Source organism: Spirochaeta cellobiosiphila DSM 17781 (assembly GCF_000426705.1).
GTDB lineage: Bacteria > Spirochaetota > Spirochaetia > DSM-17781 > DSM-17781 > Spirochaeta_E > Spirochaeta_E cellobiosiphila.
On sequence record NZ_KE384554.1, the window covers coordinates 99,085 to 111,848 of the forward strand.

Annotated in this window: 22 protein-coding genes; 3 read left to right on the forward strand and 19 right to left on the reverse strand. The window is 32.1% G+C overall.

Annotated elements, in window-relative coordinates; translation table 11 throughout:
- Positions 1 to 41 precede the first annotated feature (41 nt).
- Positions 42 to 659: a thiamine diphosphokinase gene (locus K345_RS0107190; RefSeq protein ID WP_083963679.1), complete on the reverse strand. Its 618-nt coding sequence runs from the start codon at positions 657 to 659 to the stop codon at positions 42 to 44.
- A gap of 56 nt (positions 660 to 715) precedes the next feature.
- Here K345_RS0107190 and K345_RS0107195 point away from each other — a divergent pair, with 56 nt between their 5' ends.
- Positions 716 to 2,056: a CCA tRNA nucleotidyltransferase gene (locus K345_RS0107195; RefSeq protein WP_028973587.1), complete on the forward strand. Its 1,341-nt coding sequence runs from the start codon at positions 716 to 718 to the stop codon at positions 2,054 to 2,056.
- 1 nt (position 2,057) lies between these two features.
- Here the strand turns inward: K345_RS0107195 and rnc are convergent, their stop codons facing one another.
- Genes rnc through coaD form a run of 4 tightly spaced genes read right to left on the reverse strand, consistent with a single transcriptional unit; the run spans position 2,058 to position 3,810 of the window.
- On the reverse strand, positions 2,058 to 2,801 hold the full coding sequence (gene rnc / locus K345_RS0107200) for a ribonuclease III (RefSeq protein ID WP_245584608.1): 744 nt from the start codon (positions 2,799 to 2,801) through the stop codon (positions 2,058 to 2,060).
- 17 nt (positions 2,802 to 2,818) lie between these two features.
- The gene (gene acpP / locus K345_RS0107205) at positions 2,819 to 3,052 is read right to left on the reverse strand and encodes an acyl carrier protein (protein ID WP_028973589.1); all 234 of its coding nucleotides are present in this window, start codon (positions 3,050 to 3,052) and stop codon (positions 2,819 to 2,821) included.
- A 27-nt stretch (positions 3,053 to 3,079) separates the two neighbouring features.
- On the reverse strand, positions 3,080 to 3,268 hold the full coding sequence (gene rpmF / locus K345_RS22870) for a 50S ribosomal protein L32 (RefSeq protein WP_083963680.1): 189 nt from the start codon (positions 3,266 to 3,268) through the stop codon (positions 3,080 to 3,082).
- A gap of 59 nt (positions 3,269 to 3,327) precedes the next feature.
- A complete protein-coding gene (gene coaD, locus K345_RS0107215) occupies positions 3,328 to 3,810 on the reverse strand; it encodes a pantetheine-phosphate adenylyltransferase (RefSeq protein ID WP_028973590.1) in 483 nt (160 codons plus the stop codon).
- Positions 3,811 to 3,894: 84 nt separating this feature from the next.
- Between coaD and K345_RS20145 the strand changes: the two genes are divergently transcribed.
- Both K345_RS20145 and K345_RS0107225 read left to right on the forward strand, forming a co-directional pair.
- A complete protein-coding gene (locus tag K345_RS20145) occupies positions 3,895 to 4,467 on the forward strand; it encodes a hypothetical protein (RefSeq protein ID WP_053228130.1) in 573 nt (190 codons plus the stop codon).
- Between the two features lie 34 nt (positions 4,468 to 4,501).
- Positions 4,502 to 5,206: a HEAT repeat domain-containing protein gene (locus K345_RS0107225; RefSeq protein ID WP_028973591.1), complete on the forward strand. Its 705-nt coding sequence runs from the start codon at positions 4,502 to 4,504 to the stop codon at positions 5,204 to 5,206.
- Between the two features lie 24 nt (positions 5,207 to 5,230).
- On the opposite strand, the gene K345_RS20150 is transcribed toward K345_RS0107225, so the two are convergent.
- From K345_RS20150 to K345_RS0107295, 14 genes are all read right to left on the reverse strand, one after another.
- A complete protein-coding gene (locus K345_RS20150; protein ID WP_053228131.1) occupies positions 5,231 to 5,623 on the reverse strand; it encodes a hypothetical protein in 393 nt (130 codons plus the stop codon).
- 2 nt (positions 5,624 to 5,625) lie between these two features.
- Positions 5,626 to 5,772, reverse strand: coding sequence for a hypothetical protein (locus K345_RS23110; protein ID WP_156888337.1), 147 nt, complete (start codon positions 5,770 to 5,772; stop codon positions 5,626 to 5,628).
- A 3-nt stretch (positions 5,773 to 5,775) separates the two neighbouring features.
- Positions 5,776 to 6,111 carry a YraN family protein gene (locus K345_RS0107240; protein ID WP_028973592.1) on the reverse strand — a complete coding sequence of 112 codons (336 nt, stop codon included), beginning with the start codon at positions 6,109 to 6,111 and terminating at the stop codon, positions 5,776 to 5,778.
- A 9-nt stretch (positions 6,112 to 6,120) separates the two neighbouring features.
- Complete coding sequence (locus tag K345_RS0107245; RefSeq protein WP_028973593.1) at positions 6,121 to 6,975, reverse strand: HD-GYP domain-containing protein; 855 nt, start codon at positions 6,973 to 6,975, stop codon at positions 6,121 to 6,123.
- A gap of 7 nt (positions 6,976 to 6,982) precedes the next feature.
- Positions 6,983 to 7,240, reverse strand: a complete 258-nt coding sequence (locus K345_RS0107250; RefSeq protein ID WP_028973594.1) for an EscU/YscU/HrcU family type III secretion system export apparatus switch protein — start codon at positions 7,238 to 7,240, stop codon at positions 6,983 to 6,985.
- Positions 7,237 to 8,028 carry a hypothetical protein gene (locus tag K345_RS0107255; RefSeq protein WP_028973595.1) on the reverse strand — a complete coding sequence of 264 codons (792 nt, stop codon included), beginning with the start codon at positions 8,026 to 8,028 and terminating at the stop codon, positions 7,237 to 7,239. Before K345_RS0107255 ends, K345_RS0107250 begins: the two co-directional genes overlap by 4 nt.
- A complete protein-coding gene (rplS, locus tag K345_RS0107260; RefSeq protein ID WP_028973596.1) occupies positions 8,028 to 8,405 on the reverse strand; it encodes a 50S ribosomal protein L19 in 378 nt (125 codons plus the stop codon). The genes K345_RS0107255 and rplS overlap by 1 nt, the downstream gene beginning before the upstream one ends.
- On the reverse strand, positions 8,398 to 9,126 hold the full coding sequence (gene trmD, locus K345_RS20155) for a tRNA (guanosine(37)-N1)-methyltransferase TrmD (RefSeq protein ID WP_037571573.1): 729 nt from the start codon (positions 9,124 to 9,126) through the stop codon (positions 8,398 to 8,400). Before trmD ends, rplS begins: the two co-directional genes overlap by 8 nt.
- Positions 9,123 to 9,629 (reverse strand): ribosome maturation factor RimM, encoded by a 507-nt coding sequence (gene rimM / locus K345_RS0107270; protein WP_028973597.1) that lies wholly within the window; start codon positions 9,627 to 9,629, stop codon positions 9,123 to 9,125. Before rimM ends, trmD begins: the two co-directional genes overlap by 4 nt.
- Positions 9,629 to 9,862, reverse strand: a complete 234-nt coding sequence (locus tag K345_RS0107275) for a KH domain-containing protein (RefSeq protein WP_028973598.1) — start codon at positions 9,860 to 9,862, stop codon at positions 9,629 to 9,631. The genes rimM and K345_RS0107275 overlap by 1 nt, the downstream gene beginning before the upstream one ends.
- Positions 9,863 to 9,870: 8 nt before the next feature.
- Positions 9,871 to 10,116, reverse strand: a complete 246-nt coding sequence (rpsP, locus tag K345_RS0107280; protein WP_028973599.1) for a 30S ribosomal protein S16 — start codon at positions 10,114 to 10,116, stop codon at positions 9,871 to 9,873.
- Positions 10,117 to 10,142: 26 nt separating this feature from the next.
- The gene (gene ffh, locus K345_RS0107285) at positions 10,143 to 11,477 is read right to left on the reverse strand and encodes a signal recognition particle protein (RefSeq protein ID WP_028973600.1); all 1,335 of its coding nucleotides are present in this window, start codon (positions 11,475 to 11,477) and stop codon (positions 10,143 to 10,145) included.
- A 63-nt stretch (positions 11,478 to 11,540) separates the two neighbouring features.
- Complete coding sequence (locus K345_RS0107290) at positions 11,541 to 12,401, reverse strand: hypothetical protein (protein WP_156888338.1); 861 nt, start codon at positions 12,399 to 12,401, stop codon at positions 11,541 to 11,543.
- A 17-nt stretch (positions 12,402 to 12,418) separates the two neighbouring features.
- Positions 12,419 to 12,763: a hypothetical protein gene (locus tag K345_RS0107295; RefSeq protein WP_156888339.1), complete on the reverse strand. Its 345-nt coding sequence runs from the start codon at positions 12,761 to 12,763 to the stop codon at positions 12,419 to 12,421.
- Between the last annotated feature and the right edge of the window lies 1 nt (position 12,764).

Consider the following 12,764-nt stretch of genomic DNA (forward strand, 5'->3'; position numbering starts at 1 on the left):
ATCTTCACTACGTGTTGTAAAATACTTTTTTAATTGATTATCTATAAATTCTTGGGGACGATTAATAGGATTTCTCCTTCTAAAACTTTTATAACTAAACTACTTTCTTTTACTACATTACTTAGACTAAAATCTTTTTTTGTCAACAGTCTTTGCTCTAATTCCCATTTTAATCCTCTCGATGTTACCATAGCTTTGTTACTGATTGGAAATAAAGAAATAACAGTATTTAATTCAAAATTTAAATTACTAATTCCCTTAGACACTCTTAAAGCTGTAAAACAATTACCATACCAAGCTTTAAGTTTGAAGTATTTTTCAAACATTGCAAGATTATTAAGTAAATGATCGATTCTACCCAAATCACCACACAATAATTCGATATGATCAGAATATTTATATAGATATTTGATAGCTAATTCAGTATCACTATAATCTTTATCCTTTATAAATTTCATAATCTTAATATCGTTATTTTCTTCAACAGATTTCAATTCAGCTATTGAATCCATATCTCCTACAATCAAGTCAACTTTTATATTATACTTTTTTGCATAGTCGTAACCAGAATCTGCTGCCACTACTTTATATTGAGATAAATCGAAATTAAGACTGTCAGGCCCTTGGCCTCCTGAAATCACTATTCCTTTATGTTTCATAAGTTGTTATAACAGTCTTATTGACATGAAGTCAATGTTACATTTATTTTTACAAAATGATATGGAAACTAAATGATAACTTATTAAACCTTGGTAAAATTTTTCACAAAAATGGGTATTCCATATATTTAGTTGGGGGAGCTGTTCGTAACATGGTTCTGGGATTAGACCCAAAAGATTATGATCTGACAACAGATGCTACTCCAGAAGAAGTTATGAGAATGTTTAAACGAGTAATTCCTACTGGGATTCAACATGGCACTGTTACAATCTTATTTGGGTGTGACCAATATGAAGTAACGACGTTTCGATCCGAAGGTAAATATACAGATAACAGACGACCTGAAAGTATCAAATATATTAGTGATTTAAACGAGGACTTAAGAAGAAGAGATTTTACTATTAACTCAATGGCCATCGATCTGAAGGATTTAAAACTTTATGATCCCAATTCTGGATTGCTCGATATAAAATCTAAATTAATCAGGGCTATAGGTAATCCAGTAGATAGATTTGAAGAAGACTCCTTAAGATTAATGAGAGCCTGCAGATTTGCATCACAACTTGGCTTTTCAATAGAATCAGCAACATTAGTCGGAATTAGTAATAAGGCTTCCAATATTGTAAATATATCCTATGAACGTATACGTGATGAGTTTTCAAAGATTCTATTATCACAAAAACCTAGCTATGGTTTAGATTTATTAAGAAAAACAGGAATTCTCAAAGAAATACTACCAGAACTATTCAATTGTTATGGAATCAAACAAAATGAGTACCATAGATGGGATGTCTATCATCATTGTCTATATAGTTGTGATGCTAGTAAAAATATCTTGGAAATTCGTTTGGCCGTATTATTTCATGACATTGGAAAAGTAGATAGTCAAAAACTAAATTCTAAAGGGAGAATTACATTTTATAACCATGAATTAATAGGAGCTGATATTGCAAAAAATATTTTAACACGATTAAAATATCCAAATCATGTAATCAATAAAGTAAATCACTTAATAAAACATCATATGTTCAATTATTCTAGTGACTTAAGTGATCAAGCTATCCGTCGTTTTATCTCGAGAGTTGGTATTCAAAATATAGACGATCTACTTGAATTAAAAAGAGCAGATATAAAAGGTTTTGACACGGATTCCATAGATAATAATATAAACAAGTTTGTGAACCATATAAATAAAGTTAAAACAAAAGATGCTGCTTTTACGGTCGGAGACTTAAATATTACTGGTAATGATCTTTATGAATTTGCAAATATTCCTAAGAATAAGGATATGGGTAAAATTCTTAAGGAATTATTAGATGTTGTATTGGATGATCCAAGTCAAAATTATATAGACAATTTGTTAAAACTAGCAAAAGAAATGTATTTCAAGAAATAGTTTACTGTTTAAAAAAACTTTTATATGCCATGCCAGCAGCATTTTGTTCTGCCTCTTTTTTATTCTTTCCAGTACCAGGACCAAAAATCTCTCCACCTACAGAAACCTGAATCCAAAATGTCTTATTGTGATCGGGACCTGTTTTCTTTACTAATGCATACCTAGGATATGATTTGAACTTCTTCTGTGCAAACTCTTGTAACAGGGTTTTATAGTCTTTTTTATGTTTATTTTCTAGAACCTTAGTAATTTCCGGGATAAGATGCTTTAGAATGAATTTCCGACATGATTTAAGACCAGAATCCAAATAGTAAGCACCAAAAATGGCCTCCATAGCATCGGCCAAAATTGCTTTTTTATTTCTGCCGCCTGAGTATTCTTCACCTTTTCCTATCAGTATATAATTATCAACTTTTAATTGTTTAGCGATTATAGCCAAACTGTCTTCTGACACGACAAAAGATTTTATGCGGGCTAAATCCCCTTCTGCCTTATCCGGTAATATCTGGAAAAGATAATCAGCGACTACTAATCCAAGAACAGAGTCACCAAGAAATTCTAATTTTTCATTATTATCAGTCTTTGATGGATTTTCATTTGCATAAGAACGATGTGAAAAAGCAAGGTTCAGGAGTTCTAATCTCCTGAACCTAATCTCAGCGTGTTTCTCGAAAAGACTCAATTCTTTTTTTCTATCGAGTGTCACTAAAGCTGCATTTAAAGAATGATTTCCGAAAATATTCACTTTTACAGTACTGATTTCTACTGCTGAGATTGAATGTATTCAACAGCATCACGAACTTTTTCAAATTCGTTAGCCTTTTCATCAGGAATGGATATACCCATTTCTTCTTCAATAGCATAAACTAATTCATATGTGTCTAAACTATCTGCACCAAGATCTTCTCTAAATTTAGAATCTAATTCTATTTTGGATTCTTCAATCTCAAGCTTTTCTGCTATGAGTTTTTTTACTTTATCAAAAAGTTCGTCCATAAGTCTCTAACTCCTAAATTAAATTTCTTAAGCCATATCTTCAGGCTCTAAAATTTGTTTGCCTCTGTAAAATCCACATTTGGGACACACCCTATGGAGAAGAATTTTGTTTCCACAGTTTGAACAGTTAACCAAATTGGGGGCGGTCTTTGCCATATTTATTGAACGTCTTCTCCGTGTTCGTGCTTTCGATGTCTTATACTTAGGTACTGCCATCTTATCCTAACCCCTTAATCCATATTGTCAACGCAATTTACAGCATACCTTGTAAATTGTCAAGATCCTAATAGTTTATCTCTTAATGCAACTTCTACCAAGGATGGAACCATTTTTGATATATCAGAATTTAAAATGGTTAATTCTTTTATTGCACTACTTCGTAATACAAAATATTTGGGATCTGTTGGTAAAAAAATAGTTTCAATGTCAGGATCCAAGTCTTTGTTCAACATAGATAATTCAAACTCATATCCAAAATCTGTGAAAGCTCTTACACCACGAACCAAGACCGTTGCACCCACATTTTTTGCATAGTCCACTATAAGTTTATTCCAGAGATGGACAGAAACATTATGGTAGACTTTTGTAAGCTCATCTAACATTTCAAACCGTTCTTCTGCAGAAAACAAGTACTTTTTATTTGTATTCACTGATATCACAACGTCCACAGTATCAAATATAGCTGCGGCTCTTTCGATAATATTTATATGTCCATTTGTTGGAGGATCAAAAGATCCTGGTAGAACTGCTTTTATCATAATAGTAAAGACGATAATATATATACTGGTTAAGGTCAAGAAATAGCTTTTGACAAAAATATGACTACTGGATAAACTTTGATTATGAAAACTTTTATAAAAATAAGTATTGTATTAACTGTTCTTATCCTGAACAACTGTTCTTCGTCAGATAACAATTATGATTTATCTCAAATTTCAGATAATGTTCCTGATATAAAGAATGAACAGGGATATAATGACGGTACATCTGAAAATTCCAGTATGAACAATTCATCACAAGCAGATGAGAACCCTGAATTTCAGGTGTCAGATCAAGTATATGAAGATACGTTTAACGAAATTTCTGAACTGATTACCAATTTGAATACAATCATAGAAAATGGTAATTTTTCAGAATGGAAAAAAAACTTAACAAATGATTTTATCAAGGAGAAAAGCAACCCAGAAACCTTGCAAGAATACTCTGATCAACCGATACTTAAAAAATATAATATAGTACTCAAAGATTTAGAGGACTATTTTAAGTGGGTGGTAATGCCTTCCAGAAGCAATGTTAGGCTTGATAAGATACTTTTTGTGGACAAGGATAGTGTAAAAGCCATAATGTACATCGATAATTCAGCTGTTATTTTATATAGCTTAGAAGAAATCAATGGGACATGGAAAATTAGGTAATTAGTCTTTACTATTTATATTACAAGGAGAAGTCATGAGAAAAGTTTTCATTTTTCAATTTTTTTTATGTATAACCATAATTAATGGAACAATGTACGCTCAAGATACTAATAATCAACAAACAATTGAAGATTTATATTTACAGTCAACCATCGAAGTACAGGTTATCGCAACACAAGCTAATCAGGATTCAAGAGAAATGAAAATGTTGGCACTGAACAACATACGCGAGATGGTCGACCGAGGGGACGTATCAGGGAATAGTCTTGATGTTATTGATGTGTTAAGAGAACTTGGATCAGAAGGGACAACAAAAGAAGTGAGATTACAAGGACGCTTAAGTAATAATTACCCTATGGTCAGAAAAGAATCTGCAAAACTACTTGGAGATATTGGTGGAGAAGCAGCTAGAAGTAATTTGATTCAAATGATTCGTAATGATGATGAGCCAACTGTAATTTCTGAAGCTGTATATGCAATTGGTAAAATTGGTGTAGATGAAAAGGGAATAGCCTTTGATGTTATCGCAGAGGCCTTAAGAAAACAAAATAATACCGAACCTGATAACAACCTTGCTTTTGCTACCCTATTAGCATACGAAAAAATAGCCGAACAGCAAGGCGGAATTACAGATTCAAATGTATATGAGTCTATTATATTAATTGCTCAAGGAAATTATGTTAAAGACGTTAAATCAAAAGCTGTGGCACTATTAGATAAATTACGAAAAATGCAATAAAAAGAGGCTGATGCCTCTTTTTTTTTACCCTACTGTATTATCACGAATATCTATTCGCCATTCTGGTTTAATTTCTTTATTTTCAACAACTATCTTTTCAAGAATATTAAATTCTAAAGGATTTTCAGGAGTACTTTTCTTTCTTTCTGTTATAGCAAACATACCATTACCAATATATTGAACTTTTTGATCTTCCTTAATATCTTTTTCTTCTCGTAATCTTTTCAATACACAATCAAAGTGAGTAGCCTCACCATTAGGTCCGTAGGCAATAGCAGAGATAATCTCTTTAATTGGTTTGCCACAAACATAACAATTAACAGACTCAATATTTAAATTACTATTTTGAATTCCCTTTTTTTTCTTTCCTGGAGCTTTCTTTCTATTTCTATTCGTGTTATTAGACTTATCTTTCACAGTCACTTTTCCTCTTTATAATACAAGATTGTTTTGGTAAGGGTTTGGGCTATGCGTTGTATAGCTTCATCGAGATAACCTGATTCATGAATCTTCTTCTTTAGCTCAGCCAACTTAGCAGGATCAGTATTTTTTGCGATTCTAACCATTTCTCAGAACTCCGAAAATGCATTTTTATAGTGTTTAATGGTATCTCCATTGATAAAAATAACATCAAACCTCACCCAAGGCTCTTGATTATATTTAACCAAGAAAAACTTCGCTGTTTTTATTATTCTATCACGTTTAGTTTTTGAAATGGAAAACTCAAGATCATACTCAGTTAAAGTATTCCATGTTTTTACCTCAACAAAAACAATTTCATCTCCATCACTTACTATAATATCGACCTCTCCATAAGGAGACCTAAAGTTTCTTTTAATTATTTTACAGCCCTTGGACACTAACCACTTTGAAGCTATTTCCTCACCCCATTGTCCTATGACCACTTATTTTAATCACTCCTCACCAGTAATAGCTTTTAAAATATAATTGTCTTTGTCAATACTTAAATCAATTATTTCATCAAGGCCATTTATGTTACTGACTAATACTTTAGGTCGTAATAAATTCTCTGAGTTTATGTCAATTACTTTACCTATCCTGTTATCTTTCATGGCAACATAGCTACCAATGGGAAAAACTCCCAGCATATGTATAAATTCAGAAATTAATGATGGATCAAACTGCGTAGAGCTATTTTCTAAAAGTTGTTTGATTGCTTTATACCCAATTATCTTACTTTTGTATGATCTGTATGATATCATGGAATCAAAAGAATCTGTTATCGATATAATTCTACTATATATATTTATGTTATTCCCAGATAGATGATGGGGATAGCCAGACCCATCCCATTGTTCATGATGAGATAATACAGCACCTGCAACATCAGTAGCCAATCGTAATTCATTCTTTATTATTTTAAAAGAAATAATAGGATGATTGACAATTTGTTTCTTAGTGGCTTCTCCCAAGGTTGAATCATTTTTAATTGATAGTACATCAGGTAGGCGTTCCATACCGGAATCATGTAGAAAGCTACTAATTCCTAGTTTTATTAGATTTTCATAGCTAAGATTTATTTTTATACCTAATGCAATAGAAAGTATGAAAGAGTTAATTAATGACGTATTACCAACATGCATACTAACTTTATAATTCAAGACATTATCTAACCATGTATTGGTATCAGACTTAATTTTATTTATACTTGTGGAAACAAAATTTACTATTCTGTCGTTCTCTACATTTTTTTTATCGATTATATCTCTATATAGACTTAATGCATCGATAACAGTACCATCAAACATAATAGGCTTACTCCGAACTTTTTTTTATACTATATACAAAAGAAAGCACTTCTGCAAAAACACCAAAATACTCTTGCGAAACATATTCACCTATAGGTAATAAATAGATTTTTTCTAAAGTATCTCCATCTTGTAAAATAGTAATACTATTCTTGCTACCAATTTCCGTAATTTTTTTTGCAACATTATTCTCTCCTTTTGCAATAATCATAGGAGAAGGCCAAGAACTATTATATTTTATGGCAACAGCTTTGCTTTTAATCATATTAATGTATTAATTGAATGAAAATTAATCTGACTTAAATCATAGTATCCATTCCAATTCATCCTCGAATAGTGATAGAAACTATATCCTATTAGTGCTAGTTGTGTATTAATATTGTCAAGAAATTCCTTTTTTATAATAAGATCTGAATATAATTTTACTATCTTATTATTAACATAGAAATCAAGTCTCACATCAATGAAGCTAAAAATACTGTAGGATATTTTTCCAGTTTCTGTATCTAATAGACTTTTTATACAACCATTTATAGCTAGTGAATCTACTTCAAACTCTATTTTTCTAATCATCCAGTAATGCCCATTTTTAATTTTAATTAATTTTACTTTACGAAAACTCTTATTGTAAAGACTTCGAGAAATGGACCTTCCCAAAAAAGGTAATAAGAGTTGAATTGTTCTTACTGTTGCTTGATCAAATAATTTATAACCATAAATTAAAAACTCATCTTTTGCTATTACTGGTTTTAGTCCAAAAGATATCTTAGATTTAATATTTTTATCATCAAACAGAATTGAAGAGTCAATTACATGAACAACTTTATCTCCGATATTTGCATTAACAGACCTAAACTCAGCCCTATAGAATTGATTAATATTTAATGTTACTTTTGATTTTAATTGCAGTTGTCTACTATTAATCATAATGATATATGCATTTTTTTCTAATTTTTTAATCACCTTAAACGAAAAAAAAGAACCAGACTTGATAGATTCTCTATCATAGCTGGTTCCTTTGGATTCAATTTTTCTATAAGAAATCGATTTCATTAAGCATTAACTGAAGTGTTACGCTCTTTTTTCCTAATCAATTCCTTTACCTTAGCAGCTTTACCTACTCTATCCCTAATATAGTAAAGTTTTGAACGTCTAACCTTACCATATCTAGATACTTCGATAAGCTCAACTTTGGGTGAGTGCAATGGGAATACCCGTTCAACACCTACACCATAGCTTATTTTTCTTACAGTAAAGGTCTTTCGAATCCCAGCGTTTTTCTTGGCTATAACTAAACCTTCAAAAATCTGAATACGCTCAGTATTTCCTTCTTTAATTTTAAAGTGAACCTTTACAGTATCACCAATTCTAAAATTATCACCTTTATCTGTTAACTGCTTAGCTTCAATAGATTTAATGATATTACTCATCAGTTCCTCCCGTATCATCTATCATCTTTAATAGATCTTCTTTAGAAACGTCCAGTGATTTTAAAAGTTCTGGACGGTTTTGCCAAGTCTTTTGTAGACGTTTTTTGTATCTCCACTCATTAATTTTGGCATGATTTCCACTTACCAAAATATCAGGGACAGCCATTCCAACAAAATTCTGCGGTCTTGTATAATGTGGATATTCTAACAAGTTATCCGTAAAACTTTCATCAACTAGAGACTCTTGTGATATCACACCATCAATTAGCCGGTAGAAAGAATCAATTATCACCAGCGAACTGATTTCACCTGAAGATATAACATAATCCCCAATGGATATCTCATCGTCTACATACTTATCGATGATTCTCTGATCGATTCCTTCATATCTTCCACAAATCATGACTATATGTTCTTCCTTCGAAAGATCATATGACATTTGTTGGTTAAATTGTTTCCCAGATGGAGATGCATATATAATTCGACTGTTATCACAATAAACAGACTCAATTGCTCTGGCAATAGGTTCTGGTTTTAAAACCATACCAGCACCTCCCCCAAATGGTGTATCATCACAGGTTTTATGTTTATCCAAAGCAAAATCTCGAATATTAACGATTTCATAGGAAATAAGTTCTCTTTCAACAGCCTTTTTCATAATAGAATTGCTAAAAAATGATTCAATAATCTCAGGAAATAAACACAGTACTGTTATTTTCAATCCAATACCCAATCAATCAGTATTTCTACCGTTCTTTTAGTGAAATCGATTTTACCTATAAATGGTGAACAAAAAGGAATTATTTTAGACTCATTTTCAATCTCATTCATTTCAACTTCAAGTAAATCTGAAGATCCCCCTTCAATGAATGCTTTAGCTTTACCTATCATCCTGTCATTACAGATGATACTAAATCCAATAACATCAGAGAGATAAAATTCATCATCATCTAAAGGTACAGCATATTCCCTATCAACCCATATTTCCCAATTAGAGTACTTTCTTGCTTCTTCTGGACTATCAACTCCAACGAACTTGATTAATATATCATTACCGTTACTTTTTGAAGTTTCAATTTCCATGAACTTAGTTTCCCACTTGTTTCTTATTTCACAAGTGTCAATAGAATTAAAATGTTCAGTTTCTCCTGAAAAACTCCGTACCTTCATGAAACCTTTAATTCCATGAGAAGTACGGATTACTCCAATCGCTAGTTTTTCCATCAATCTAAAATCTCTAAGACTATCCTTTTGCCGGTTTTAGTAGCAGCAGCACTAAGAATTGTACGAACAGCCTTCGCAATCCTACCGTGTTTACCTATCACCTTACCGATATCTTCAGGAGAGACCTTGAGTTCTAGAATAGTTGATTTCTCCCCTTGAATGACATTTATGTTAACACCACTAGGCTCATCAACTAACGATTTAGCGATAAACTCTACAAGATCCTTCTCCATAAGAGCCCCTATTTAACGGTTATGTTTTCTTTATTAAGAAGTCTTTTAACAGTCTTAGTGGGTTGAGCTCCTTTACTAAGCCATTCCTTAACACGATCTTCCTTAATGACTAATTGATTTTCCTTTTCAATTGGATGATACAATCCTACTTCTTCAATAGTCTTACCATCACGAGGATTACGAGAATCAGTTACTACAATTCTATAATAGGGTCTTCTTATTGCCCCGAATCTCTTCAATCGAATTTTAACCACAGCTTCCTCCTACAGAATTACTTCGACTAATATCCACCAAATTGAGACATCATTTGGTTTTGCATTTTTTTGTTTTTTGCCATCTTCTTCATCATGTTTCTGGTTTTTTCAAACTTCTTAAGCAATTTATTCACTTCAAAAACATTAGTACCACTACCTTTAGCAATACGTTTTTTCCTTGAAGGTCCCAGAATTTTATGATTGTTTCGTTCTGATTTAGTCATTGAAAGAATTATGGCCTCTTCTTTCTTCATTTCTTTTTCATCGATTTGACCTTCTATGTCTACATTTGACATACCTGGTAGCATTTGCATAACTGACTTCAAGCTACCCATTTTCTTGATTCTTTTAAATTGATCAAGATAATCTTCGAGGGTAAAGGTAGCCTTTTCAATCTTTTTTTGCAGAGAGGCCGCTTCTTCCGCCGTAGCGGACTCCTTCGCTTTTTCAACTAAAGAAACTATGTCTCCCATCCCCAGTATTCGCGATGCGATCCTATCTGGGTAGAAAGGTTCTAAATCATCTATTTTTTCACCAGTACCAACAAATTTTATTGGTCGCTTAGTGATTGTTTTCAAAGATAAAGCAGCACCACCACGTGCATCAGAGTCAAATTTGCTAAGAATAATACCAGTTATACCGATCTCTTCATTAAAGGTCTTAGCAATTTCTACAGCACTCTGACCAGTCATTGCATCAGCGACAAATAAAGACTCATCAGGATTAGAGATCTTCTTTATTTCACTCAGTTCTCTCATCATGGATGAATCAATTTGTTGTCGACCTGATGTATCAATAATCACAGTATTATATAGTTCTTTTTTGGCAAACTTTAAACCATTAGTCACGACTTTTTTAACAGTACTACCATTTTCACTATAAACATCTATTCCAACTGAAAAAGCTAATGTTTTAAGTTGTTCAACTGCTGCTGGTCTTACTAGGTCACCTGCTATAATTAGGACCTTTCTATTTTTATCAGTCTTTAGACGTTTAGCTAGTTTAACAGTCGCTGTAGTTTTACCAGCACCTTGTAAACCCAAAAACAAGACAACAGAAAGTGTATCTGGACCTTTAAGTTCAAGATCCTGTTTAGAGTCTCCAAGAAAAGACACTATTTTGTCATGAATAATTTTAATAAATTGTTGTCCAGGATTAACTGACTTAAGAACAGCTTCACCTTTAGCTTCTTCTATAGTTCTATTAACAAAGCGTCTAACAACCCGAAGATTAACATCAGCTTCTAATAAAGCTATTTTAATTTCCTCTACGGCATCTTCAATGTTTTTCTCAGTAATACTAGACTTACCACTAAGATCTCGAACTAGACTATTAAATTTATCAGTTAAGCGTTCTAACATTATCCCCTGAATCCCAAAAAGTTTTAGTGACTTTATAGACTTTTTAACACCATAGTGTCAACACTATCTAATCATGAAATAATGTTGCTCTAGATAGTTAACTCTTTCCTTTGATTGAAAATAGTATTGTGACTGAGGAAAAGTTTTAACGAGATGACCATATAAGGCATAAGATAAATATATATTTCTTAGTTTATCATTTTCTTCAAGATATTTAGCATAATAATACACGGTGCTATCTTTCTCCATTCCAATTATTGAGATATTTACAACTATTGGATACTGATCACTGATATTTATTAAGTTCTTTTCATCAGTACTACTGAATAGAAGTACTGATGTTTTCACTTTTGTAGTATCATTATTAAAACGGTCATTGGAATTATCCGTAGATCTTATCACGATTATTTCAAAGTCTTTAACAGTTATGGTTCCTGTAGACAAATCTTGTTGCTGAAAGCTTAATTTGTATTGTCCGACCTTTTTAGGTAAGAAGTTAAAACTTGTTTTACCATTCTGTATCCTGGTATTATCATAGACCAATCCGTCATTATCCCCATCTAAATCTGAAATTGTCCAAGCCTCCCCCTCTAAAGTAATTGATACAGGATCTGTAATTTGAGTAGTTACTGTTTTCAAAACCTTTGAGTTGCCCCCACTATCGGGAGATTCAGCTATATAGGGAACTTTCGTTAACATAGGCTGTTGCTTTAAATGCTTTTCATCTTTTAAAGCAATTACATTATTTTCTTCAAATGGAATTAGAATGGGATCAAAGATATTCCAAGGAAAAGAAGCAGGATAAATATTTTCACTAATTTCAACAGGTGGAACAGGACAAGGGGTAAGCTTAATTGTGCCTAATTCAATACTTTCATACATTATAGTATCACTAACAATAGGAACTGAGGTACATGCACTCATCAACAATGCTAAATAAATCAAGGAATAGCATTTAAGTAGTTTTGCCATTGTTCATCAAAATCCTTTTCTAGATAATCTTTTCCCACATCTCTTGGATCAATCCAATACAGATCTGTTTCTATCTTAGACCATGGCAAATGAGGTTCTCTGAATTCTTTAAGATTTCTTAATGAGAATTGTGATTCTTGTTTTGGTAAATATAGATCCGATAAAACTATAGCCCGAGGAACAACTTGTTCCTCAGCAGAAAAAGGATTATTAAAGTCCTTTTGTACTATTGTATTCTTAGATTGTTCTTCTCTACCAATAATAATAACAAATGCTGTAATTACTGAAGCAATTACAGAAACAGATAAAACCACA